Genomic DNA, 22,100 nt, shown 5'->3' with positions numbered 1-22,100 from the left:
CCGAAAACGCCTAGCGAAGGGGAGCCGCCATGACGTTCAAGACCCGGAAACTCGCCACCAGCCTGCGCCGCGCGATCTTCGCGGCCGCCACCCTGTCCGCCACCGGCGCGGCGTTCGCGCAAGAGGCGCCGCAACCCGCGGCCGACGTCGCCAGGGACGCGGCGACGCTGGACACGATCACGGTCACCGCGCAGAGCCGCGAACAGCAGTTGCAGGACGTCCCGATCGCGTTGCAGGTGGTGAACAAGGCCTTGCTCGACGACGTCGAGGCCGAGGACCTCAGTGACATCGATTCCTTCGTTCCAGGACTGGTGATCGATGGCGTGCAGCCGACCCAGCCGACCTTCGGCCTGCGCGGCATCAGCACCGATGACTTCGGCATCGGCACCGATCCGGCGGTGGGCATCTACGTCGATGGCGTTTACGGCGGGCGCGGCGGCGGCGTGCTGCTGCCCTTCCTCGACGTGGAACGGATCGAAGTGCTCAAGGGCCCGCAGGGCACGCTGTTCGGGCGCAATACCGCGGCCGGCGCGATCTCGCTGATCACGCGCCGCCCGCAGGACCAGGTCGAGGCGCGAGGCCGCGTGCGGATCGGCGATTACGGCAAGCGCTACGCGGACGCGATGTGGAACATCCCCACCGGCGACAACTCCGCGCTGCGCATCAATGCGCTGATCAACCACAGCGACGGCTGGGTCCAGGACGGCGCCACCGGCAAGGACCTGGGCGGGGAGAATTCATGGGCCTCGCGCGTCGCCTGGCAGGTGCATTTCGACGATGCCACCACCGCGTTGCTGAGCTGGGACCACGAGAGCCTGGACCAGAACGGGCGGGTCACCACCGGCATCGTGCCGCTGCCGCCGTTCCCGATGCGGCCGCCCTCGCCGGCGACGCCCGACGAATACCTCGACCCGCGCAAGCTGCAGACTTTCAGCGACACGCCCAGCGCCGAATGGCGCACGTTCGACGGCGTCACCGCGATCATCGATCACGCGTTCGGCTGGGGCACGCTGACCTCGACCACGTCGTGGCGCCAGTACGATTCGCTCAACCACACCGAAGAGGACGGCACCAACCGCGCCGACCTCTACGTCGATTCGCAGAATACCGAGGGCAACAGGAGCCTCTACCAAGAGTTCAAGCTCGCCGGCAACAACGAGCGCTTCGACTGGGTGGCGGGCACCAGCTACTTCGACGAGGACGCGCACCAGACCAGCGAGGTCAACACCAATACGACCACCATCGGAAACATCCTGGCGAACCAGGGGTTCGCGGCGCCGCCAGGCTTTCCTTATGCCCCGGAAGGCACGCCATTGTTGTTCGTCATGTCGCAGATCGGCGAGGCCAACGGCCTGCCGTCGCTGCTCGGTCATTCGTGGAACGAAGTCTTCTACAACACGCTCAAGACCAGGTCCTATGCGGCTTTCGGCGACGTGATCTGGCACGCGACCGACAAGCTCAACCTCACCTTCGGCCTGCGCTACACGCACGACCAGAAGGACTTCACCTGGCTCAACGGGCCACGCACTGCCACCACGTTCGATCCGGTGTTGAATGCGTATCTGAATGCCGGCATTCCGCAGATGTTCCTCGGAGGCCTCCCGCCCGAAATCGCGGACCAGATCATGTACGCCCTCACCACCTCGGTGGCGTTCATCGATCCGCCGGCGGTCGTGAACAAGGGCATCACCAACCGCGCCTCGAAGGCGTGGAACGACCTCAGCCCGCGCTTCGTCGTCGACTACCACTTCAACGACCACACCATGGGCTTCGCGTCGCTGGCCAAGGGCTACAAGGCCGGCGGCTACAACGCGCTGCAGATCGGGCCGGCGTTCGACAACGAGGAAGTGTGGAACCTGGAAACCGGCATCAAGCAGTCGTTCGGACCCTTCGCCTACAACGCCTCGCTGTTCTACTACCGCTACGACAACCGCCAGTCGGTGCGCCTGATCGACCCGGATCCGACCAACCCGACCGACATCCCGCGCTTCGTCATCGACACCGGCAACCTCAAGGCCTGGGGCGCGGACTTCGACGCGGTGTGGAAGGTGACCGACGCGTTCCGCCTGGACATGGCCGCCGAGTGGATCGATTCCACCTACCGCGACTACACCACGCCCGAAGGCGTCAACCTGGACGGGCAGCCGACCGGCGAGCCGAATTTCTCTGCGTCGCTCGGCGCCAGCTACCGCTTCGACCTCGGCGACGGCGGCGCGCTGCGCCTGTCCGCGCGCCACGCCTACCGCGGCAAGTCGCGCTGCAACGAAGGCTCCAGCCTGCAGGGCAACTGCGGCATCAGCGACCTGCTGAACGTGGGCGAAGCCCAGGAACGCACCGACCTGCGCCTGGCGTGGACTTCCGTCAACGGCCTGTGGGAAGTGGCCGCCTACGGCAACAACGTGTTCGACAACCGCTACGTCACCGGCCTGAACACCTACGGCAAGGACGTACTCGGCGTGGTCGGCGCCACGGTCAGCGAACCGCGCACCTACGGCGTGGAATTGACGGTCCGCTACTGACCGCGGGCCAGCCGGATGCGGCCGCGGTTCCGCCGCGGCCGCGTTCCGGTCATGCTTGGCGCATGCCCAAGCGACTTGGCGGCGTCGCCGTCGACTTCAACCAGCAACCACTCGCTGCCTTGCCGGGCATCGGTCCGCGTGTCGCGGGGAAATTCGCCGCGCGCGGCCTGGAAACCCTGCAGGACCTGTGGCTGTGGCTGCCGCGCGGCTACGAGGACCGCACCGCGCTGACGCCGATCCGCGCGTTGCAGGCCGGCGTCTCCGCGCAGGTGCAGGGCAGGGTCGAGGCGGTGGAACGCGGATTCCGCTACCGCCCGCAGTTGCGCGTCGCCATCGGCGACGATTCGCGATCCACCCTGGTGCTGCGCTTCTTCCATTTCCGCGCGCAGCAGGTCGCGCAATTCGCGCCCGGCGCGATCGTGCGCTGCTTCGGCACGCCGCGGCCCGGCGCGCACGGGCTGGAGATGGTGCACCCGAGCTATCGCGTGCTCGATGCCGACGAACATCCGCTGGGCGATGCGCTCGATCCCGTCTATCCCCCGGTGGAAGGCATCGGCCCGGCGACCTTGCGCAAGCTGGTTGGGCTCGCGCTGGATCGATTGCCCGATGCGGCCTCGCTCGAACTTCTTCCGCCGGAATTGCTCGCCGGTTTCGGCTTGCCGGGATTGCGCGAATCGCTGCTTGTGCTGCATCGGCCACCGCGCGATGCCGACGTGCCCGCATTGCACGCCGGCACGCATCCGGCGCAACGGCGCCTCGCGCTGGAGGAACTGCTCGCGCACCAGCTCGGCCTGCGCCGTCGTCGAATCGCGATGCAGCGCCGCGCTTCGCCCGCGCTGGATGCGAAGGGAAGGTTGGTCGAAAAGCTGCGCAAATCCCTGCCGTTCGACTTGACGGCGGCGCAGAATCGCGTGTTCGGCGAAGTGCGCGGCGATCTCGCGCGCGCGCATCCGATGTTGCGGCTGGTGCAGGGCGATGTCGGCAGCGGCAAGACCGTGGTCGCGGCGATGGCCGCGCTGCAGGCGATCGAATGCGGAAAACAGGCCGCGTTGATGGCGCCGACCGAATTGCTCGCCGAGCAGCATCTCGCGAACCTGAAATCTTGGCTGGAACCGCTCGGCATCAATGTCGGCTGGCTGGCCGGCAAGGTCGGTGGCAAGGCGCGTGCGCAAGTGCTCGCCGATGCCGCGTCCGGCGATGCGCAGCTACTGGTCGGCACGCACGCGCTGATGCAGGAGGGCGTGGAATTCCACGACCTCGCGCTCGCCATCGTCGACGAGCAACACCGCTTCGGCGTGCACCAACGCCTTGCGCTGCGCGACAAGGGCGGTGCGGGGAACCGCGTACCGCACCAACTCGTCATGACCGCGACCCCGATCCCGCGCACGCTGGCGATGAGCGCCTACGCCGACCTCGACGTATCGTCCATCGACGAACTTCCGCCGGGGCGCACGCCGGTGCAGACCGTGGTGCTCAGCGGCGAACGCCGGCCGGAACTGGTGGAACGCATCCGCGCCGCCTGCGCCGAAGGGCGGCAGGCGTACTGGGTGTGCACCGTCATCGACGATTCCGACGAAGTCGTCGCGCAGGCCGCGCAAACCACCTACGAAAGCCTGGTCGCTGCGCTGCCGGAATTGCGCGTCGGGCTGGTGCACGGGCGCATGAAGCCGGCCGAGAAGCAGATGGTGATGCGCGCGTTCAAGCAGGGCGACATCCACCTGCTGGTCGCGACCACGGTGATCGAGGTCGGCGTCGACGTGGCCAACGCCTCGCTGATGATCGTCGAGAACGCGGAACGCCTCGGCCTCGCGCAATTGCACCAGTTGCGCGGGCGGGTGGGGCGCGGCAGCGCGCGTTCGAGCTGCGTGCTGCTGTACCAGCCGCCGCTGTCGGCGATGGCGAAGCAAAGGCTTGAAACCCTGCGCGAGACCAACGACGGCTTCCGCATCGCGGAAAAGGACCTGCAACTGCGCGGCCCAGGCGAACTGCTCGGCACCCGCCAGACCGGGCTCGCCGCATTCCGCGTCGCCGACCTCGCGCGCGACGCCGACCTGTTGCCGCAGGTGCGCGCCATCGCCGAACGCCTGCTCGCGGATTCGCCGGCGCTCGCGGATCGGGTCATCGCGCGATGGGTTGGCGCGTCCGCACGCTATGCTTCTGCGTGATCGCTTCCGCCGTCATCCCGGCGCAAGCCGGGATCCATTTTGATCTTCATCATCGGCGCGAAAGTCAAAATGGATTCCCGCTTTCGCGGGAATGACGAGCAAAAACCCACCGTTTCCTGATTGCGATTCGACAAATGACCGACAAGATCCCGCTCTACATCGACACCGACCCCGGCGTGGACGACGCGCTGGCCATCCTGATGGCGTTCGATTCCTCGGCGCACGAAGTGGTCGGGCTCGGCATCGCCGCCGGAAACGTCGGGCTCGAGCACACCGTCCGCAACGCGCTGAAGTTGTGCGAGGTCGCGAACCGCAACGACGTTCCGGTGTTCGCCGGTTGTCCCGCCCCATTGCTGCATGCCGCGCCGGATGCGGCCAACGTGCACGGCAACGACGGTTTCGGCGATGTCGGCTACGCGCCGGCCCCGCGCGATGCCGATGCCGAACACGCGGCGCTGGCGCTGCTGCGGCTTTCGCACGAACATGCCGGCAAGCTGCTGCTGGTGGCGCTGGGGCCATTGACCAACATCGCCCTGGCCTTGCAGCTCGATCCGAGCCTGCCGGAGCGCATCGGCCGCTTCGTGGTCATGGGCGGCGCGGTCACTGGCCACGGCAACATCACCCCGGTGGCCGAGTTCAATGTCTATTTCGACCCGGAAGCCGCGCACGTGGTCTTCACCGGTTTCCCGCGATTCGACCTCAGCGACTGGGAAGCGACCATGCGCCATGGTTTCGCCCACGCGGGGATCGATGCCTGGGTCGCGGCCGATTCGCCGCGCGCAAGGTTTTACGATGGCATTTCGGCGCATACCCGGCGCTGGGCGGCGCAACGGCGCGGCGAACTGTGGCATTCGGCCGATGCGCTGGCGATGGCCTGGGCCCTGGCCCCGGAAGGTGCGAGCCGGGTCGAGGAACGCCCGGTCGCCGTCGACCTGGCGCACGGCGCGGCCCGCGGCCTGACCGCGGTGGACTGGGACCGGCGTTTCGGGGCGGCCGACAACGCCCGGATCCTGCTGGACTACGACCAGGCCGCGTTCGAGGCCCGGGTGCGGGCGGCGCTCGCCGCCGATTGAAGGCCGCGGGGCCGGATTTGCCTTGGCCGGCGCAGGCCCCTACAATGCCCGGCTCTCCCGCTCTAGTTCCGGTGCCGCCATGAAGGCCGACATCCATCCCGATTACCATGACGTCGTGTTTCAGGACGTCACCTCGGACTTCAAGTTCCTGACCCGCTCGACCCTTGGCAGCAAGGAGACGATCAAGTGGGAAGACGGCAACGAGTATCCGTTGATCAAGGTCGAAATCTCCTCGGCCACGCATCCGTTCTATACCGGCCAGAACCGCGTGCTCGACACCGCCGGCCGCATCGACAAGTTCAAGAAGCGCTACGCCGCCAAATAAGCCCGGCGCTTCCACCGGCAATGCCCCAGACGGCCGCGAAAGCGGCCGTCGGCGCGTCCGGGCTACGGTTCCAAACGCGCGTTTGGCCTATGCGATAATCCGGGGCTTACGCGACGCACCCCCACCGCGTCGTCGAGGAGAGTGCGCCCGTGTCCGAATCGAAAGACGTCACCCTGGCTGCCGGGGACAAGTCCGTCGTCCTGCCGGTGATCCGGCCCACGCTCGGCAACGACTGCATCGACATCGCCAAGCTGCCGAAGGAAACCGGCTGCTTCACCTACGACAACGGCTTCACCGCGACCGCGGCCTGTCGTTCGGCCATCACCTACATCGATGGCGACGCCGGCGTGCTGATGTACCGCGGCTACCCGATCGAGCAACTGGCCAAGCAGTCGAATTTCGTCGAAGTCGCCTACCTGCTGATGCACGGCGAACTGCCGAAGCAGGATGAACTCGCGAAGTTCGAGGGCGACATCACCCACCACACGATGCTGCACGAGGCGTTCAAGAACTTCCTCGACGGCTTCCGCCACGATGCGCACCCGATGGCGATGCTGATGGGCATGGTCGGCTCGATGGCGAGCTTCTACCACAACAACCTGGATTACGAGGATCCGGCGGAGCGACGCCTCGCCGCGATCCGCCTGATCGCCAAGGTGCCGACGATCGCCGCCGCCTGCTACCGCTATTCCATCGGCTGGCCGCTGCGTTACCCGCGCAACAACCTCGAATACGTGACCCGCTTCCTGCACATGATGAAGGAAGTGCCGAGCGAGCCGCTGGAACTCAATCCGGTCGCGGCCAAGGCGCTGGACCTGCTGTTCATCCTGCACGCCGACCACGAGCAGAACGCCTCGACCTCGACCGTGCGCCTGGTCGGTTCCACCGGCGCGAATCCCTACGCCTGCGTCGCCGCCGGCGTGGCCGCGCTGTGGGGCCCCGCGCACGGCGGCGCCAACGAGGCGGTGCTGAAGATGCTCGGCGAGATCGGCCGCCCGGAGAACGTGCAGTCGGCGGTCGACAAGGCCAAGGACAAGGAATCGGGCTTCCGCCTGATGGGCTTCGGCCACCGCGTGTACAAGAACTTCGACCCGCGCGCGAAGATCATCCGCGAGATGACCTACAAGGTGCTGGACGAACTGGGCGTCAACGATCCGCTGCTGGACGTGGCGATCAAGCTCGAGGAAGCGGCGCTGAAGGACGAGTACTTCATCCAGCGCAAGCTCTACCCGAACGTGGATTTCTACAGCGGCATCATCTACAAGGCGCTCGGCATCCCGACCGAGATGTTCACGGTGATGTTCGCCATCGCGCGCACCGCCGGCTGGGTCAGCCACTGGCTGGAGCAGCAGGCCGACCCGGAGAACAAGATCGGCCGCCCGCGCCAGGTCTACACCGGCGCCACCGAGCGCGATTACGTGGCGATCGGCAAGCGCTGAGCCGACAAGTCGCCGTGAACGAAAAAAGCCCCGCGATGCGGGGCTTTTTGTTTGCAGGATGTTGGATCGGTGGGACTACCGTCTTGGTTTAAACGAATTGTTAGGTGGCATTGGAGTCAATCCGGATTCCGGAGATAACGCCAAATCAAAAATATCGCGAGTATCGGTGGGAGACCGACAATTAACGCCTTAAACAGCAAAGTCGTATCGCTTTGGATTACATAGAAATAGATTCCGTGTCCGTTGCGATATTTCGCCCATTGCCAAGCCTCAAATGCAGCAAAAGCAAGCGAGATACTGACCACTCCAAAGGCTCTATTTGAAGACCGTCCAGACTGTTTACTCATGCCGCGTAACGCCTAAGAAACCCCGAAAGTGGGGTGTGTCCTGGATTCTCTGTCGAAGTAATCAACGCCGTCAAATCGGCTTCCCCATTGCAAACAAGTGCTTGTCGTGACGGCGGGTTGCAACAAAAAAGCCCCGCATCGCAGGGCTTTTTGTTGGCCGGCGGCCGGCCATTGCGTACCATCGCGGCATGCGCGAGGCCGAGTTCCCGCAGATCGACAAGAGCATCGTCGCCGACGACGGCGATGCCTTCACCTTCTGCTCCACCTGCGCGTTCTCGCGCGCTTGCCTGTCGCAGGGCATGGACAAGGCCTCGCTCCGCGACCTGCACATGCTGGTGGAACACGTCGGCCCGCTGCACGCCGGCGATCATGTCTTCCGCGCGGGCGATCCGTTCGAGGCCATCGCCGCGGTGCGCGCCGGCACGGTCAAGACCTACACGATTGACCGCGACGGCCGCGAGCACGTGCTCGGCTTCCACCTGCCGGGCGAGGTGATCGGCCTCGATGCCATCGACGGCGACCGCTACCCCTGCGATGCCATCGCGCTGGACACCGTCACCCTGTGCCGGTTCTCGTTCCCGCGCATCTCGATGCTGGCCGCGCGCCTGCCGGGCCTGCAGCAGACCCTGTTCAAGCTGCTCAGCCGCGACATCGGCACCGCCTCGGTGCTGGCCGGGGACTGGTCCGCGGACGAACGCATGGCCGCGTTCCTGCTCGGCCTGTCGCGGCGGCTGGCGGCGCGCGGGTTCTCGGCCCGGCACTTCCAGCTGACCATGGGCCGCGCCGACATCGCCAATTACCTGCGGCTGGCCCCGGAAACGGTCAGCCGCGTGCTCAAGCGATTCCAGGACGAAGGCCTGATCCGGGTCGACCGCCGCGAAGTGGAACTGGTCGCACCGGACGCGCTCCTCGCCGTCGCCGGGGCGATGCTTCGGGATTGAGCCGGGCGCGGCGACAGCCGCGCGCTTGATCCAGGTCAGGGAAGCCGGCGTCGGGGCCGCGCAAGATCCGGGCATTCCACCCCGGGGATCGCCGCATGGATACCACCCGCAGGCTCTGGCTCGGCCTGGCCGCATTGATGCTCGCCGGTTTCGGCGTATTGCTGTGGATGGGATGGGACATCCACCTGCAGGCGCCGCCCATTCCCGAGCGCGTGGTCAGCGACCGCGGCGAGGTGATCTACACCCGCGCCGACATCGAGCAAGGCCGCCGCGTCTGGCAGAGCATCGGCGGACAGCAGCTCGGCTCGATCTGGGGCCACGGCGCGCTGGTCGCGCCGGACTGGTCCGCGGACTGGCTGCATCGCGAGGCCGAGGCGATGCTCGACCTCGGCAGCCGTGCCGACAACGGCATGACCTATGCCGCGCTCGATTCGGCCGCGCAGGCCGCCGAACAGGCCAAATTGAAACCGTTGATGCGGACCAACACCTACGACCCGGCGAGCGGCGACCTGATGGTCGGCGAGCGCCGCGCGCAGGCGATCGCGCAAGTGGCGGCGCACTACGAAAGCCTGTTCTCGAACGATCCGGCGACGGCGAAGCTGCGCGAAGGCTACGCCATGCGCGAGGACACGATTCCCGACGCGACGCATCGCCGCGAATTGACCGCGTTCTTCTTCTGGTCGGCGTGGGCGACGACCACGCAGCGCCCGAACGATGCCAAGACCTACACCAGTAACTGGCCGTACGAACCGCTGGTGGGCAACGCGCCAACCTCGAGCGCGTTCATGTGGACGATGTTCAGCATCCTGTTCATGATCGCCGGCATCGGCCTGCTCGCCTGGCATTACGCGGTCTGGCATCGCAAGGAAGAGCACGTCGAACCGCCGGCGCGCGATCCGCTCGCCGCGATCGTGGTGACGCCGTCGATGCGCGCCACCGCGAAGTATTTCTGGCTGGTGCTGGCGCTGTTCCTGGTGCAGATCCTGCTCGGCGCGACCACCGCGCACTACCAGGTGGAAGGGCAGCAGGCCTACGGCTTCGCCATTTCGCAATACCTGCCGTATTCGCTGACGCGCAGCTGGCACACGCAGCTGGCGGTGCTGTGGATCGCCACCGCGTGGCTCGCCACCGGCCTGTACATCGGTCCGGCGGTGTCCGGGCACGAACCGAAGTTCCAGCGCCTCGGCGTCAACTTCCTGTTCTGCTGCCTGCTGGTGATCGTCGTCGGCGCCTTCACCGGGCAATGGTTCGCGGTGATGCAGAAGATGGGCCTGCAGTACAACTTCTGGTTCGGCCACCAGGGCTGGGAATACACCGACATCGGCCGCTTCTGGCAGATCTTCCTGTTCGTCGGCCTGTTGCTGTGGCTGCTATTGGTAGGTCGTGCGCTGTGGCCGGCGTTGCGGCGCAAGGACGAGATCTCCTCGATCGTCGGCCTGCTGTTCCTGTCCACCGTCGCCATCGCGCTGCTGTACGCGGCCGGGCTGATGTGGGGCGAGAACACACATCTCTCCACCGTCGAATACTGGCGCTGGTGGGTGGTGCACCTGTGGGTCGAAGGCTTCTTCGAAGTGTTCGCGGTCGCGGTGATGAGCTTCCTGTTCGTCAAGCTCGGGCTGGTGCGCGGGCGCACCGCGACGGTGAACGTGCTGTTCGCGACCATCGTGTTCATGGCCGGCGGCATCCTCGGCACGTTCCACCACCTCTATTTCGCCGGAACCACCACCGGCGTGATCGCGCTCGGCGCGAGCATTTCCGCGCTGGAAGTCGTGCCGCTGGCGCTGATCGGCATGGAGGCCTACGAGACCTGGCGCCACGGCCGCGCGACGCCGTGGATGCAGCGCTACCGCTGGCCGATCATGTTCTTCCTCGCGGTGAGCTTCTGGAACCTCGTCGGCGCCGGCCTGTTCGGCTTCCTCATCAACACGCCGCTGGCGCTGTACTACATGCAGGGACTGAACCTCACGCCGCTGCACGGCCATACCGCGCTGTTCGGCGTGTACGGCATGCTCGGCATCGGCCTGATGCTGTTCTGCCTGCGTGGATTGAAGCCGGAGGCGAAGTGGCCCGAAGGCCTGCTGCGCGGCGGTTTCTGGTGCCTGAACATCGGCCTGGTGCTGATGGCGCTGCTGACCCTGCTGCCGATGGGCGTGCTGCAGCTGCAGGCGGCGCTGGAACACGGCTACTGGTACGCGCGTTCGGCCGAGTTCATGGGCCAGCCGCTGATCCACATGCTGGTGTGGATGCGCGTGCCGGGCGACACGCTGTTCGCGGTCGGTGCGTTGCTGGTGTCGCTGTTCGTGGCCTCGCTGTGGCTGGGCCGGCGCGGGCAGGGCTGAGGAGCAAGCCGTGGAATACGCCTTCGAACTGCCTTGCGCCATGCCCGACCTGTCGCCGCTGGATCACGCCATCGTCGGGCTGGATCCGGCCGCACTGGTCGATGTCGATGCAGGCGGTCGCACGCTCCGCATGGCCACCGTGCTGACCCGCGACGAGCTGTTGTCGTGCATGCAGGAAGCCGGATTGCAGGCCGATGCCGAACGCCTGCGCCAGCTGCCGTCGATGTGTTGCGGCGGTTGCAGCGGCTGACACGATGGACGCTCTGCCTTCGCCACGGTTCCTCGCGAACGCGCCGCACCGGCTGCTGTTCTTCATCGGCGCGGCCAACGTGCTGCTGGCGATGCTGTGGTGGGCCCTGTGGCTGGTCGATGCGCGCTGGCACGCGTTCGCGTTCCCGCAACCGCGCGTGTACGCCGGATGGCTGCATGCGGTGGTGATGCAGTACCAGGTGCTGGCACCGTTCATGTTCGGCTTCCTGCTCACCGTGTTCCCACGCTGGATGGGGCAACTGGAACTGCGGCGCAGGCATTACGTGCCGGTCGGGATCGGATTGTTCGGCGGGCAACTGCTGACCCTGGTCGGCGCGCTGGGGTTCGAACGCTGCCTGCATGCCGGCGCGGTGCTGACCCTGCTCGGATGGGCCTGCGGCTTGTTCCACCTGCTGCGCCTGGCATGGCTGGATCGCGGGCGCAACAAACACGCGCTGTCCTGCGCGGCGGCGATGTCGTTTGGGCTGTGCGGGTTCGCGCTGTACGCGGCCTTCCTGCACGTGCCCGATGCCCGGCTGCTGGAAGCGTCGATCAAGATCGGCACCTTCGGCCTGCTGCTGCCGGTGTACTTCACCGTCGCGCACCGCATGTTCCCGTTCTTCGCCGGCAACGTGGTGCGGGGCTACACGGCGTGGCGGCCGGAGTGGATGCTCGCCGCGTTCTGGGCATGCGCGCTCGCGCACCTCGCGATGGAACTGACGCAGGCATTGCGCTGGACGTGGTTGCCCGACCTCGGCCTGCTCGCGCTGTCCGTCGCATGGCTGTGGCGCAATTGGCCGCGCGGACCGATGCCGCGATTGTTGCGCGTGCTGTTCCTCGGCTATGCGTGGTTGCCGGTGGCGATGGCCCTGTACGCGGTGCAATCGCTGTTGCGCTTGGGCGGCATCGACATGCTCGGTCGCGCGCCGGCGCACGCGCTGTTCGTCGGCTTCTTCGGCAGCCTGCTTGTGGCGATGGTGACGCGCGTGACCCAGGGCCATTCCGGCCGGCCGCTGGTGTTCGGCGGCGTGGCGACATTCGCCTTCGTCGTCATCCAGTGCGTCTGCGTCATGCGCATCGTCGCCGAAGTCGTGCCCGATGCGCTCGCGTGGCAGGCCGCCGCCGCGATCGGCTGGCTGCTGGCGTTCCTGCCATGGGTACTGCGTTCGACCTGGATCTATCTCACGCCGCGCGCCGACGGCAAGCCGGGTTGATGCCCGCATGAACGACATGGCCGCGTTCTACCCGCAGATTCGCGAGGTACACATCCTCGCGGCATCGACGAGCGGCGGCCTGTTCGCGTTGCGCGGCGCCTGCGCGATCGCCGGCATGCGCTGGCCGCGCGCCGCGCCGGTGCGCTACGCGAGCTACGCCATCGACACCACGCTGCTGACCGCGGCGCTGATGCTGGTGACGATCCTGCCCGCGGCGATGTTCGCCAACCACTGGCTGACGGTGAAGCTGTGCTTCGTCGTCGCCTATGTCGCGCTGGGCATCGCGACGATGCGTGCCCGGCGGCGCGGCGTCCGCATGGCCTGTTACGTCGCGGCGCTGGTCGCGTTCGCGCTGGTGGTCGGCATCGCCCGCGCCCACCAGCCGCTGGGCTGGTTCGTTCGCTGGTTCGCTTGATCCAGGTCAATGCGCACAGGCGGCATGTGCGCGATCCTGTATTCGAAGACAACGAACCGCAGACGCCAGGACCGAGCCATGAACGAAACGCTGATCACCCCTTACGTCCGCACCCCGGACGCGATCGAGCTCGACGCCCACCATCCGGTGTGCGACGGATCCGACCGCATCGCGCAGGGCATCACCCGCAGCCTGCGCTTCCTCGCCGACACCTTCTTCGCCAAGCGCTACGGCAACCGCGCGATCGTGCTGGAAACGGTGGCGGCGGTGCCGGGCCTGGTCGGCGCGGCGATGATCCATCTCCGCTGCCTGCGCTGGATGCGCCACGACCACGGCTGGATCCGTGCGTTGATGGAGGAGGCCGAGAACGAGCGCATGCACCTGATGACCTTCATCGAGATCGCGCGCCCGAGCTGGCTGGAACGCGCGCTGGTGCTGGTCGCGCAGGCGGGATTCTTCACCTTCTTCCTGTTGCTGTACCTGCTGTCGCCACGCACCGCGCACCGGTTGGTGGGGTATTTCGAGGAACAGGCGGTGATCAGCTACAGCCAGTACCTGCAGGAGATCGATGCGGGACGGGTCGAGAACGTGCCGGCGCCGCAGATCGCGATCGATTACTGGCAGCTGCCGGCGGATGCGCGCCTGCGCGAGGTGGTGCTGGCGGTGCGCGCCGACGAAGCGGGGCACCGCGACGTCAACCACGGTTTCGCCGACGAGTTGCGTCCGGCGGTGGCGATGCGCGCGTACGAATGATGGGACGCGCGGTTCGCGCAAGAAAAAGCCCGCCAACCGGCGGGCTTCCTTTTGGCTGGCCTCCGCGAACGGGAATGGTGCCCCAGGCCGGGATCGAACCGGCACCGGCCGCTTATCTGGCGCTGACGGGATATAAATCCGCTGCTCTACCGATTGAGCTACTGGGGCGCGATCGTTGCGATCACGCCGGTATTCGGCAATGCGGGTGGAATCCGGTCATTTCGGGAACCATAGCACGCAGGTCGTCTGGGTCGAACATGCGGTCGGGGGCAGGCTCTACGAATTGCGGTGTCGTCTAGGGCAGGTCTCGATCCGCATCGACGAAAAAGCCCCGCATCGCGGGGCTTTTTCTTGCGGGGAAACCGCGACTCGCCCGTCGATCCGGCAGCGTCCCTTGGACCTTCAGGGTTTCTGGAAGACGACCTTGGTCAACGGGATTTCCTGTTGCAGGAATCCGGTGGTGTGCACATAGGTGACGTACTGCACCTGGCCGTTGCCGGTCGAAAACTCCGGATGCGCGAACGCGGCGTAGTTGTTGGTGCCGTTCCAGCCCGGCTCGCCGGTGAAGAGCAACCCGGCATCCGACCACGGCCCCCACGGGTTGTCCGCCACCCGGTACCTGATGTTGTCGGTGAAGGGCTCCGCATAGATCGCCATGTAGGCGCCGAGGTAGGCGTTGTAGAAAACGCTGTTGCCCGCGGCGCCGCCCTGGAACACCGTGACCGCATCCGCCTCGTTCGCGCTCCAGCTGCCGTCGGCCGCGTAGTACCGCCATTGCGACTTGTCCAGCACGTTCGCCAGCGGCACGCGCCCGACATTGCACTCCATCACCACCCAGTCGGGAACGCACTTGTAGGAATACAGCATGTCGGCCACCACGACCGAGCCGCCGATGTATCCGCCATCGCCCTTGTCCCAGAGCAATTGCGGCATCGTCGAACCCGGATTCTGGATGGGACGCGTGACCTTCCCATCCGGCGTCATGACGGCGATGCCGGCCCCGACCGTCTTCCAGTCCGGCTGGCCGTTGATGCGCCGGATTTCGACGTAGAACAGCAGCAGGCGGTTGCGCGCTTCGTCCGGCACGACCTGCTGGGCCCACAACGCGAGCTCCGCGCCGCATGGCTTCGCCGTGCAGTGCGCCTTGTCGTGGGTGTAGTTGTACCTCGCCTCGGCCTGCGTGAGTGGCAGGAATTCGCGCGGCGCGCCGGTAGCGTCGACGAGGTCGTGGTCGAGCGTGATGCCGCCGGAGGCGTCGAGATTGGTGGTCCAGGCAAGCGAGTTGTCGTCCCAGAACTTGTTGCGCGCGCCCGGTACCGACATCGAGGTGTCGCCGAAGGTCCAGATGGATTTGCCCCTGAACAATGCGCTCTCGGCGTTGTCGCGCGCGTTGACCACCGGGTTCTGCAGCACGAGGCCGAGCGGCGTGACCGACTGCACCAGCGGTAATGGCGGCGCATCGTTGGTGCTGCCCGCGGCGAACGCGGGCGCCGCCGCCAGGGCGAGGATGGCGAGCGAAACCGAAAGCCTCGAAGCGTTTGCCGAAGCGGTCATGTGATCCCCCAGATCATGCGGCATGGGCGTGCCATCGGAATTATGCGCTTTTTGGCGCGGTCGTATTCCTGCTTCAGCGATTGCAATAACCCGCACTGTGCTTGATCGACGGCGCAATGAAAAAGCCCCGCAGTTCTGGGGTTTTCTTTTCACTGGTCGGAATTGGTAGGGCGGAACCTCCCGCAGGGAGATTCCGCCATGGCATCTGCGATCCGGGGGGGGGGAAGGCGGAATCCGCTTCGCGGGTTCCGCCCTACGGGTGTGCACCACGGAACTCGCGTCGACGAAAAAGCCCCGCACTGCGGGGCTTTTCCTTGCAACGAAGGATCATCGGTTACTGCTGCTTCGTCGCCAGCCAGCGGTCGACCTTGTCCTCCAGCACCGACAGCGGCAGCGATCCGTCCTTGAGGATCTCGGCGTGGAACTCGCGCGGATCGAACTTGTCGCCGAGCTGCGCCTTCGCCTTCTTCTTCAACTCCTGGATCTTCAGCTCGCCGATCTTGTACGCCGTCGCCTGCGACGGCCATGCGATGTAGCGCTCGGCCTCGGCGGTGGCATCGGTCTCGGACGCCGCGGAGTTGTCGAGCATGTACTTGATCACCTGCTCGCGGGTCCAGCCCTTGCTGTGCAGGCCGGTGTCGGTCACCAGCCGGATCGCGCGCCACAGCTCGTTCTGGTAATAACCGAACAGGTCGTAGGGCGTCTCGTACACGCCCAGGTCCTTGCCCAGCGATTCCGCGTACAGGCCCCAGCCCTCGACGTAGGCGGTGTTGCCGCCGAAGCGACGGAACGCCGGCAGGCCCTTCAGTTCCTGCTGCAACGCGAGCTGGAAGTGGTGGCCGGGGATCGCCTCGTGCAGGAACAGGTCCTCCGCGTCCCAGGTCTTGCGCGAGGGCAGGTCGTAGGTGTTGACGTAGAAGATGCCGGGGCGCGAACCGTCCTCGCTCGGGCTCTGGTATTCGCCGCCGGCCGCGGATTCGGCGCGGAACGCCTCGACCGGGCGGATCTCGAAGCCGGCCTTGGGCAGCAGCGAGAACTGCGCGGGCACGCCCTGCATGATCTTCGCCTCGAGCCCGCGGTAATAGGCGAGCAACGCGTCCTCCGACTTGAACTGGAACTGCTTGTCGCTGCGCATGAACTGGAAGAAATCCTGCAGCGAACCCTTGAAGCCGACCTGCTGCATCACCTCGCGGATCTCGCCGTGGATGCGCGCCACCTCGTCGAGGCCGATCTGGTGGATCTGCGCCGGGGTCAGGTCGGTGGTGGTGGTCGCGCGTACCTTGTAGGCGTACCAGGCATCGCCGTTCGGAAGCTGGTTCAGGCCGACGCTGTCGCGGGTCTTCGGCAGGTAGTCGTTGGCGATGAAATCGCGCAGCTTGCGGAACGCCGGCATCATCTGGTCGCCGATCATCGCCCGATACGCATCGGTCAGGCGCGCCTTGTCGGCGGCGCTGAAGTCCTTGGGCATGTTCGCGACCGGGCCCCAGAACAGCGTGTCCTCGGGCTTGTCCTTGATGATCGCGTCGTACTGCGGCACCACCTTCACCATCAGCGCCTTGGGCTGCACCACGCCGGCGGCGATGCCCGCCTGCATGTCGGCGATGATGCTGTCGACCAGCACCGGGATGCGGTTTCCGCGCGCCAGCCAGTTGTCGTAGTCCTTCACCGTCTTGAACGGCTGCGCGCCGGTGCCGTTGCCCAGTTGCGCGGCGAAGGTGGCGATGCTGCCCATCTGGTCGACCGGCAGCATCCAGTCCGGATACTGCTCGCCTTCCAGCGATTCCTTGGCGTCGTGCACGAAGATCTCGTAGCTGATCAGGTCCTGGCCGGTGAGGCCGTCGCTGCCGATGGCCTGCGCGCGGTTGAGCCAGTCCACGGTGAAGTCGTGCGACTGCTTGCGGAATTCGGCCGAATAGAAATCCGGCAGCTGGTCGTTGTAGCGATCGTCGCCCTGGAAGGTCGCCTGCAGCGGGTTGAACTTGAGCGTGGCTTCCCAGTAATCGGCGTAGAACTTGGCCAGTTGCGCGGCCTTGTCGGTTGCCGGCGCAGTCGCCATGGGCGCATCCGCGGCGCGCAGCGCGGGCGTGGCGAAGGATGCGAGCGCAGCGGCCAGCGCTGCGCAGAGGAGGGTGGACTTGGCGGCCATGTCGGTTCCGGTCGGGGCGAAACCGCTAGCCTCGCCGCGATGCCGCGCGCGGGCATGGGCCGAAGGTCATCACGGCCCCGGCGGCGTGGCCTCGATGCAGTGCGTGTCCGCCGACCCGACGCCGTTGTTCACTGCAACACGACCTGCCTGCGGTTGTCGTCCGAATCGGTATCCACCAGTTTGTTGTACGGATCGATGCCGGCCTCGTACGGCGCCTCGTCGACGACCACGGTGAAGGTCGTTTCGGGCCTGGTGACGTGCACCTTCCGCAGGTACAGCACCTTCTCGTCGTCTTCCTTGCCGTCGGCCGCGCGCGCGAACACGCCCACGTCCACCCATTCGTCCATGGCCTCGTCGCTGACCTTGCCCTTGCCGTCGGCGACGTGCTTGGTGGAGGTGACCTTCAGCGTGACCACGTATTTCCCGTCGGCGCGCTTCACCGCGGTCGCGTCGGTGGCGCGGTTCTCCCAGAACACGATGCGTTCGAACAGGTCGCGGATCAGCGGGTGGAACTTCGGGTCGGTGCCGGCGTAGAGGTCGGCCATGAAGTCGCGCGTTGTCGGGTAGGGCGGGCCCTTGAACGCCCACTTGCGCAGGAAGCCGGCGAGGATGCGGTCGAGCGTGTCCTCGCCGATCGCGTCCTTGAGCGCGTAGAACACCACCGAGCCTTTGTTGTAGTGGATGTACTGCTGGTTCTCGTTCAGCGCCAGCGGCTGCTCGGCCACGCGTTCCTGCGAACGCGCGGACAGGTACTTGTCCAGTTCGTACTTGAGGAACTTGCGCATGCGGTGCGGGCCGTATTCGTGCTCCATCACCATCAGCGCGGAATACTGCGCCAGCGATTCCGAGAGCATGGTCGAGCCCTGCACGTTGGCGCCGATCACCTGGTGCGCCCACCACTGGTGGCCGACTTCGTGCGCGGTGACGTAGAACGGCATGTCGATGTCGTCCTTGTCGCGCACGTCGGCGATGAAGCCGATCGCCTCCGAGAACGGGATGGTGTTGGCGAACGACTGCGCGAACGTCGCGTAGCCCGGGAACTCGAGGATGCGCAGCTGCCGGAACTGGTAGGGCGAGAAGCGCGTGGTGTAGTAGTCCAGCGACTTCTTCGCCGCGTCCATCATCCGGTCGACGTTGTAGGGATGCTTGCGGTCGTAGTAGATCTCCAGCGCGACGTCGTGCCAGCGGTCGCGCTTCACCTGCCAGTCGGCCGACAGCCACGAGAAGAACGGCAGCAGCTTCGCCTCGGACTTGTAGTGGTAGTAACGGCGGCCGTTGGCGGTCCATTCGCGCTGCAGGTAGCCCGGCGCCAGCGCGATCTGCCCGGCGCTGGTGGATACGGTGGTGTCGAAGTCGACCCAGTCGCGGTTCGGGCCGAGGTAGTTGTCGGTGTAGGCGGCGGTGTCGCCGATCGGGTTCATCCGCGGCTGTTCCGGCAATCCGTACTTGCGCCGGTCGTTGCGGTCCTGCAACTGCTGGCCCTGGTCGTAGCCGAACTGCGGCAGCGCGGCGAAGTTGTTGAAGAAGGTGCCGTCGTAGACCACCTGGGTATCGCCGCCGCCCAGCGGGAAGCCATGCGGGCGATAGGCGATGTCGTAGCCGAAGCGCAGCGTCGCGCCCGGCGCCAGCGGCGTGGACAGGCGATACAGCGTCACGCCGTTGGTGCGATCGTCCTTCGCCACGGCGTGGGCGGGGAAATCGAGCCGCGCGACCTCGGCGGTCGGGTCGATGGAGACGAACAACTCGGAGATCGGCGTGGTGCCCGCGTTGCGCATCGCGTAATCGCCGCGCACGCGGACGGTGCGCGTCTCCGGGAAGATGTCGACGTCGGCGTGGATCGCCTCGATCCTGGGCTGCGGCAGGTCCTTGTAGCGGCGATAGGTCTTCTCGTAGTCGGCGGCGCGCTGCTTGGCCAGGTCGCCGGGCACGTAATGGTTGAGGATGTTGGTGTTGTAGAAGATCCAGCCGCCGAGCGCGACGAAGGCGATCGCGCCGGCAATGGCGGACGCCAGCAGCGGGCCGTGGAAACGCTGGCGCAACTGCTTGAGGCGGTCGCGCCACTGCAGCGACGTGCCGCGCGGCCACAATGCCGCGGCCAGCGCCAGCAGCACCACGCAGAACGCGGCCCAGTACGCGCGGAACCACAGGTTCGGGCCGATGAAATGGCCCCAGCCGTTCATGTCGGAATAGGGCGTCGGGCTGGCCTTGCCGAAGTTGTACAGCGCATGGTCGAAATGCAGCATCGGCAGCGCGATGCGCGAGACCAGGTAGGCGATCATCAGCAGGTAGCCGAGGAACTTGTTGCCGCTGGCCACCTGCAGGAACACCGCCAGCGCCGCGATCAGCGCGAACGGGATAATGTCCAGCGCCGCCGACTGCAGGTACAGCAGCGGCTGCAGTTGCGTGTAGCCGTGCGCGAGCTGGTAACCCATCGCGAACAGCGTGCCGACCAGGTGGAACACCAGCACGATGCCGAGCAGCGCGGTCATCTTCGCCGCCAGCGGGATCCAGTCCGGCGTCGGATACGCGTCCGCGACCTCGGCGACGCCGGTGCCGCGTTCGCGCCAGACCAGTTCGCCGGCATAGAACGCGATGACGATGATCAGGAAGATGCCGATGCCGCCGTCGAGCATCGACTGCATGCGCGCCGTCACCGGATACACGTCGGTGCCGTACAGCAGCCCGCCCGAGCGGAAGGTGAAGAACAGCACGACCAGGCTCAGCAACAGCATGACCAACAGCGGCGCACCGAACAGCGCGTGGCGCAGGTCGAAGCGGAACTGCTGCCAGAACTGCGTCCAGCGCGCGGCGGCGCCATTGCGCAGGGATGCGGCGGGTAGCGCCAGCGGCGCGGGTGTGCGTTCCGTCGCGTCCTCGGCGACGGGCTTGCGTCGCCGGCGCAAGCGGAAGCCTTCGCGGTCGGCGCGGAACAGCGCGTATGCGCCCCACAACAGCAACGCGGTGATACCCAGCCACAGCGCGCGGTTGCCGAGCAGCAGGCCGGTCAGCGCCGGTAGCTGCGTGTTGAGCTGGTCGCTGGACCAGTAGCGGATGTGCTGGCTCACGGCGTTGCCGCCGGAGGGGTCGAGCAGCGCGCCGATCCAGCGCGTCTGCAGGTCGGCATTGAGCGCGTCCGATGCGTTCCACAGCACGAAGAACACGATCACGCCGATGTAGGTGTAAAGCATCGAGCGCGTCGCGGTCGCCAGCAGGAACAGCAGCGCCGACAGGAACAGCAGGTTCGGGATCACCAGCACGCCCAGGCCCCAGGCGTAGGCCGCCCACGGCGTCGGGCCCAGCCGCGCCTGGTCCAGCCACGGCATCTTGCTGCCCAGCCACATGCCCAGCACCACGAACAGCATCACCCCGAGGCTGGCGAGGAAGCCGCCGCCGAAGCGCCCCGCGAGGTAGGTGCCCTTGCGCATCGGCGTGGCGAAGAACAGTTCCGCCGTGCGTTGTTCGAAATCGCGCAGCGCGATGCCGCCGACGAAGATCGTGGTCAGCAGCGCGCTCATCACGCTCATCGCGCCCAGCACCACCACGGTGATCGCCGGCGCGTTGCGCATCACGTTGCCGACGCCGCCGCCGTAGCTGACGTTGTCGGACGCCAGCATCGCGAATCCGATCGCGCCGAACACCAGCGACACGATCCAGAACACGCCGTTGCGCAGCAGCAGGCGGCGTTCCATCCCCAGCAGGTGGCCCAGCATGGCTCAGGCCCCCGCGGCGGTGGCGGGCGCGGCCTTGCGCAGCTCGCCGAAGTACACGTCCTCCAGGTCGGCCGGCACCATTTCGAAGCCGGCATCGGGCGCCGCGTCGGCCAGCACGTGGATCACCGGCTGCCCCGCGACCAGGCGCGTGGACAGCACGGTCTGCGCCTGTTCGTAACCGGCCAGTTCGGCCTTGCCCACGGTCTTGCGCCAGACCCGGCCATCGAGCGCGCGGATGGTTTCGCGCGGTTCGCCGGCCAAGCGCACCTGGCCGCCGGCGATGATCGCCATGCGCGGGCACAGATCGGTCACGTCCTCGACGATATGCGTGGACAGGATCACGACCACGTTCTCGCCGACTTCGGCGAGCAGGTTGAGGAAGCGGTTGCGTTCGGCCGGATCGAGGCCGGCGGTCGGTTCGTCGACGATGATCAGCGACGGCTGCCCGATCAGCGCCTGCGCGATGCCGAAGCGCTGGCGCATGCCGCCCGAGAACGTGCCCAGCTTGCGCTTGCGCACCTGCCACAGGTTGACCTGCTGCAGCAGCGCCTCCACCAGCGCCCTGCGCTCGCCGCGCGCGGTCACGCCCTTGAGCACGGCGAAGTGGTCGAGCATCGCCTCGGCCGACACCTTCGGATAGACGCCGAATTCCTGCGGCAGGTAGCCGAGCCGGCGCCGCGCGGCGGTCTTGTCGGCGAGCATGTCGAGGTCGTCGAGGCGGATGCTGCCGCTGTCGGCGTCCTGCAGCGTGGCGATGGTGCGCATCAGCGTCGATTTCCCGGCGCCGTTCGGGCCGAGCAGGCCGAACATGCCTTTCGGAATATCGAGGTCGACGCTTTTCAGCGCCTGCACGCCATTGGCGTAGGTCTTGGACAGCTCGCGGATTTGCAGCACGGACGTTCCTCGCGGTG

15 protein-coding genes and 1 tRNA gene are annotated in these 22,100 nt (G+C 66.6%); 11 read left to right on the top strand and 5 right to left on the bottom strand.

Features of this window, described 5'->3' with window-relative positions; genetic code table 11:
* Positions 1-29: 29 nt before the first annotated feature.
* The 11 genes from FNZ56_RS05330 (at position 30) to FNZ56_RS05280 (ending at position 13,779) form a co-directional block, all read left to right on the top strand.
* Positions 30-2,519: a TonB-dependent receptor gene (locus FNZ56_RS05330; protein WP_143878844.1), complete on the top strand. Its 2,490-nt coding sequence runs from the start codon at positions 30-32 to the stop codon at positions 2,517-2,519.
* A 62-nt stretch (positions 2,520-2,581) separates the two neighbouring features.
* Positions 2,582-4,684, top strand: a complete 2,103-nt coding sequence (gene recG, locus FNZ56_RS05325) for an ATP-dependent DNA helicase RecG (protein WP_143878843.1) — start codon at positions 2,582-2,584, stop codon at positions 4,682-4,684.
* Between the two features lie 134 nt (positions 4,685-4,818).
* Positions 4,819-5,757: a nucleoside hydrolase gene (locus tag FNZ56_RS05320; RefSeq protein ID WP_143878842.1), complete on the top strand. Its 939-nt coding sequence runs from the start codon at positions 4,819-4,821 to the stop codon at positions 5,755-5,757.
* Between the two features lie 79 nt (positions 5,758-5,836).
* Positions 5,837-6,082 (top strand): type B 50S ribosomal protein L31, encoded by a 246-nt coding sequence (locus tag FNZ56_RS05315; RefSeq protein WP_143878841.1) that lies wholly within the window; start codon positions 5,837-5,839, stop codon positions 6,080-6,082.
* A 149-nt stretch (positions 6,083-6,231) separates the two neighbouring features.
* Positions 6,232-7,521, top strand: coding sequence for a citrate synthase (locus FNZ56_RS05310; protein WP_143878840.1), 1,290 nt, complete (start codon positions 6,232-6,234; stop codon positions 7,519-7,521).
* Between the two features lie 535 nt (positions 7,522-8,056).
* Positions 8,057-8,809 carry a helix-turn-helix domain-containing protein gene (locus FNZ56_RS05305; RefSeq protein WP_143878839.1) on the top strand — a complete coding sequence of 251 codons (753 nt, stop codon included), beginning with the start codon at positions 8,057-8,059 and terminating at the stop codon, positions 8,807-8,809.
* Positions 8,810-8,904: 95 nt separating this feature from the next.
* Complete coding sequence (locus FNZ56_RS05300) at positions 8,905-11,148, top strand: nitric-oxide reductase large subunit (protein ID WP_143878838.1); 2,244 nt, start codon at positions 8,905-8,907, stop codon at positions 11,146-11,148.
* Positions 11,149-11,158: 10 nt separating this feature from the next.
* The gene (locus FNZ56_RS05295; RefSeq protein ID WP_143878837.1) at positions 11,159-11,398 is read left to right on the top strand and encodes a hypothetical protein; all 240 of its coding nucleotides are present in this window, start codon (positions 11,159-11,161) and stop codon (positions 11,396-11,398) included.
* A 4-nt stretch (positions 11,399-11,402) separates the two neighbouring features.
* On the top strand, positions 11,403-12,611 hold the full coding sequence (locus FNZ56_RS05290; RefSeq protein ID WP_143878836.1) for an NnrS family protein: 1,209 nt from the start codon (positions 11,403-11,405) through the stop codon (positions 12,609-12,611).
* Positions 12,612-12,618: 7 nt separating this feature from the next.
* The gene (locus FNZ56_RS05285; RefSeq protein ID WP_342777706.1) at positions 12,619-13,026 is read left to right on the top strand and encodes a SirB2 family protein; all 408 of its coding nucleotides are present in this window, start codon (positions 12,619-12,621) and stop codon (positions 13,024-13,026) included.
* Positions 13,027-13,104: 78 nt separating this feature from the next.
* Complete coding sequence (locus FNZ56_RS05280) at positions 13,105-13,779, top strand: alternative oxidase (RefSeq protein WP_143878835.1); 675 nt, start codon at positions 13,105-13,107, stop codon at positions 13,777-13,779.
* A 75-nt stretch (positions 13,780-13,854) separates the two neighbouring features.
* On the opposite strand, the gene FNZ56_RS05275 is transcribed toward FNZ56_RS05280, so the two are convergent.
* The 5 genes from FNZ56_RS05275 to FNZ56_RS05255 all read right to left on the bottom strand — a co-directional run bounded on the left by FNZ56_RS05275 (position 13,855) and on the right by FNZ56_RS05255 (position 22,083).
* Positions 13,855-13,947, bottom strand: a tRNA-Ile gene (locus FNZ56_RS05275).
* 234 nt (positions 13,948-14,181) lie between these two features.
* Positions 14,182-15,333, bottom strand: a complete 1,152-nt coding sequence (locus tag FNZ56_RS05270) for a DUF4185 domain-containing protein (protein WP_185970801.1) — start codon at positions 15,331-15,333, stop codon at positions 14,182-14,184.
* Positions 15,334-15,667: 334 nt separating this feature from the next.
* Entirely contained in the window at positions 15,668-17,479 is a 1,812-nt protein-coding gene (locus tag FNZ56_RS05265) for a DUF885 domain-containing protein (protein WP_143878833.1), read from the bottom strand.
* Between the two features lie 128 nt (positions 17,480-17,607).
* A complete protein-coding gene (locus tag FNZ56_RS05260) occupies positions 17,608-21,189 on the bottom strand; it encodes an ABC transporter permease/M1 family aminopeptidase (protein ID WP_143878832.1) in 3,582 nt (1,193 codons plus the stop codon).
* Positions 21,190-21,192: 3 nt separating this feature from the next.
* On the bottom strand, positions 21,193-22,083 hold the full coding sequence (locus FNZ56_RS05255) for an ABC transporter ATP-binding protein (protein ID WP_143878831.1): 891 nt from the start codon (positions 22,081-22,083) through the stop codon (positions 21,193-21,195).
* Positions 22,084-22,100: the final 17 nt, after the last annotated feature.

This window comes from Lysobacter lycopersici, assembly GCF_007556775.1.
Taxonomy (GTDB): Bacteria; Pseudomonadota; Gammaproteobacteria; order Xanthomonadales; family Xanthomonadaceae; genus Pseudoluteimonas; species Pseudoluteimonas lycopersici.
The sequence above is the reverse complement of the archived record's forward strand: the minus strand, read 5'-3'. Positions and strand labels throughout refer to the sequence as shown.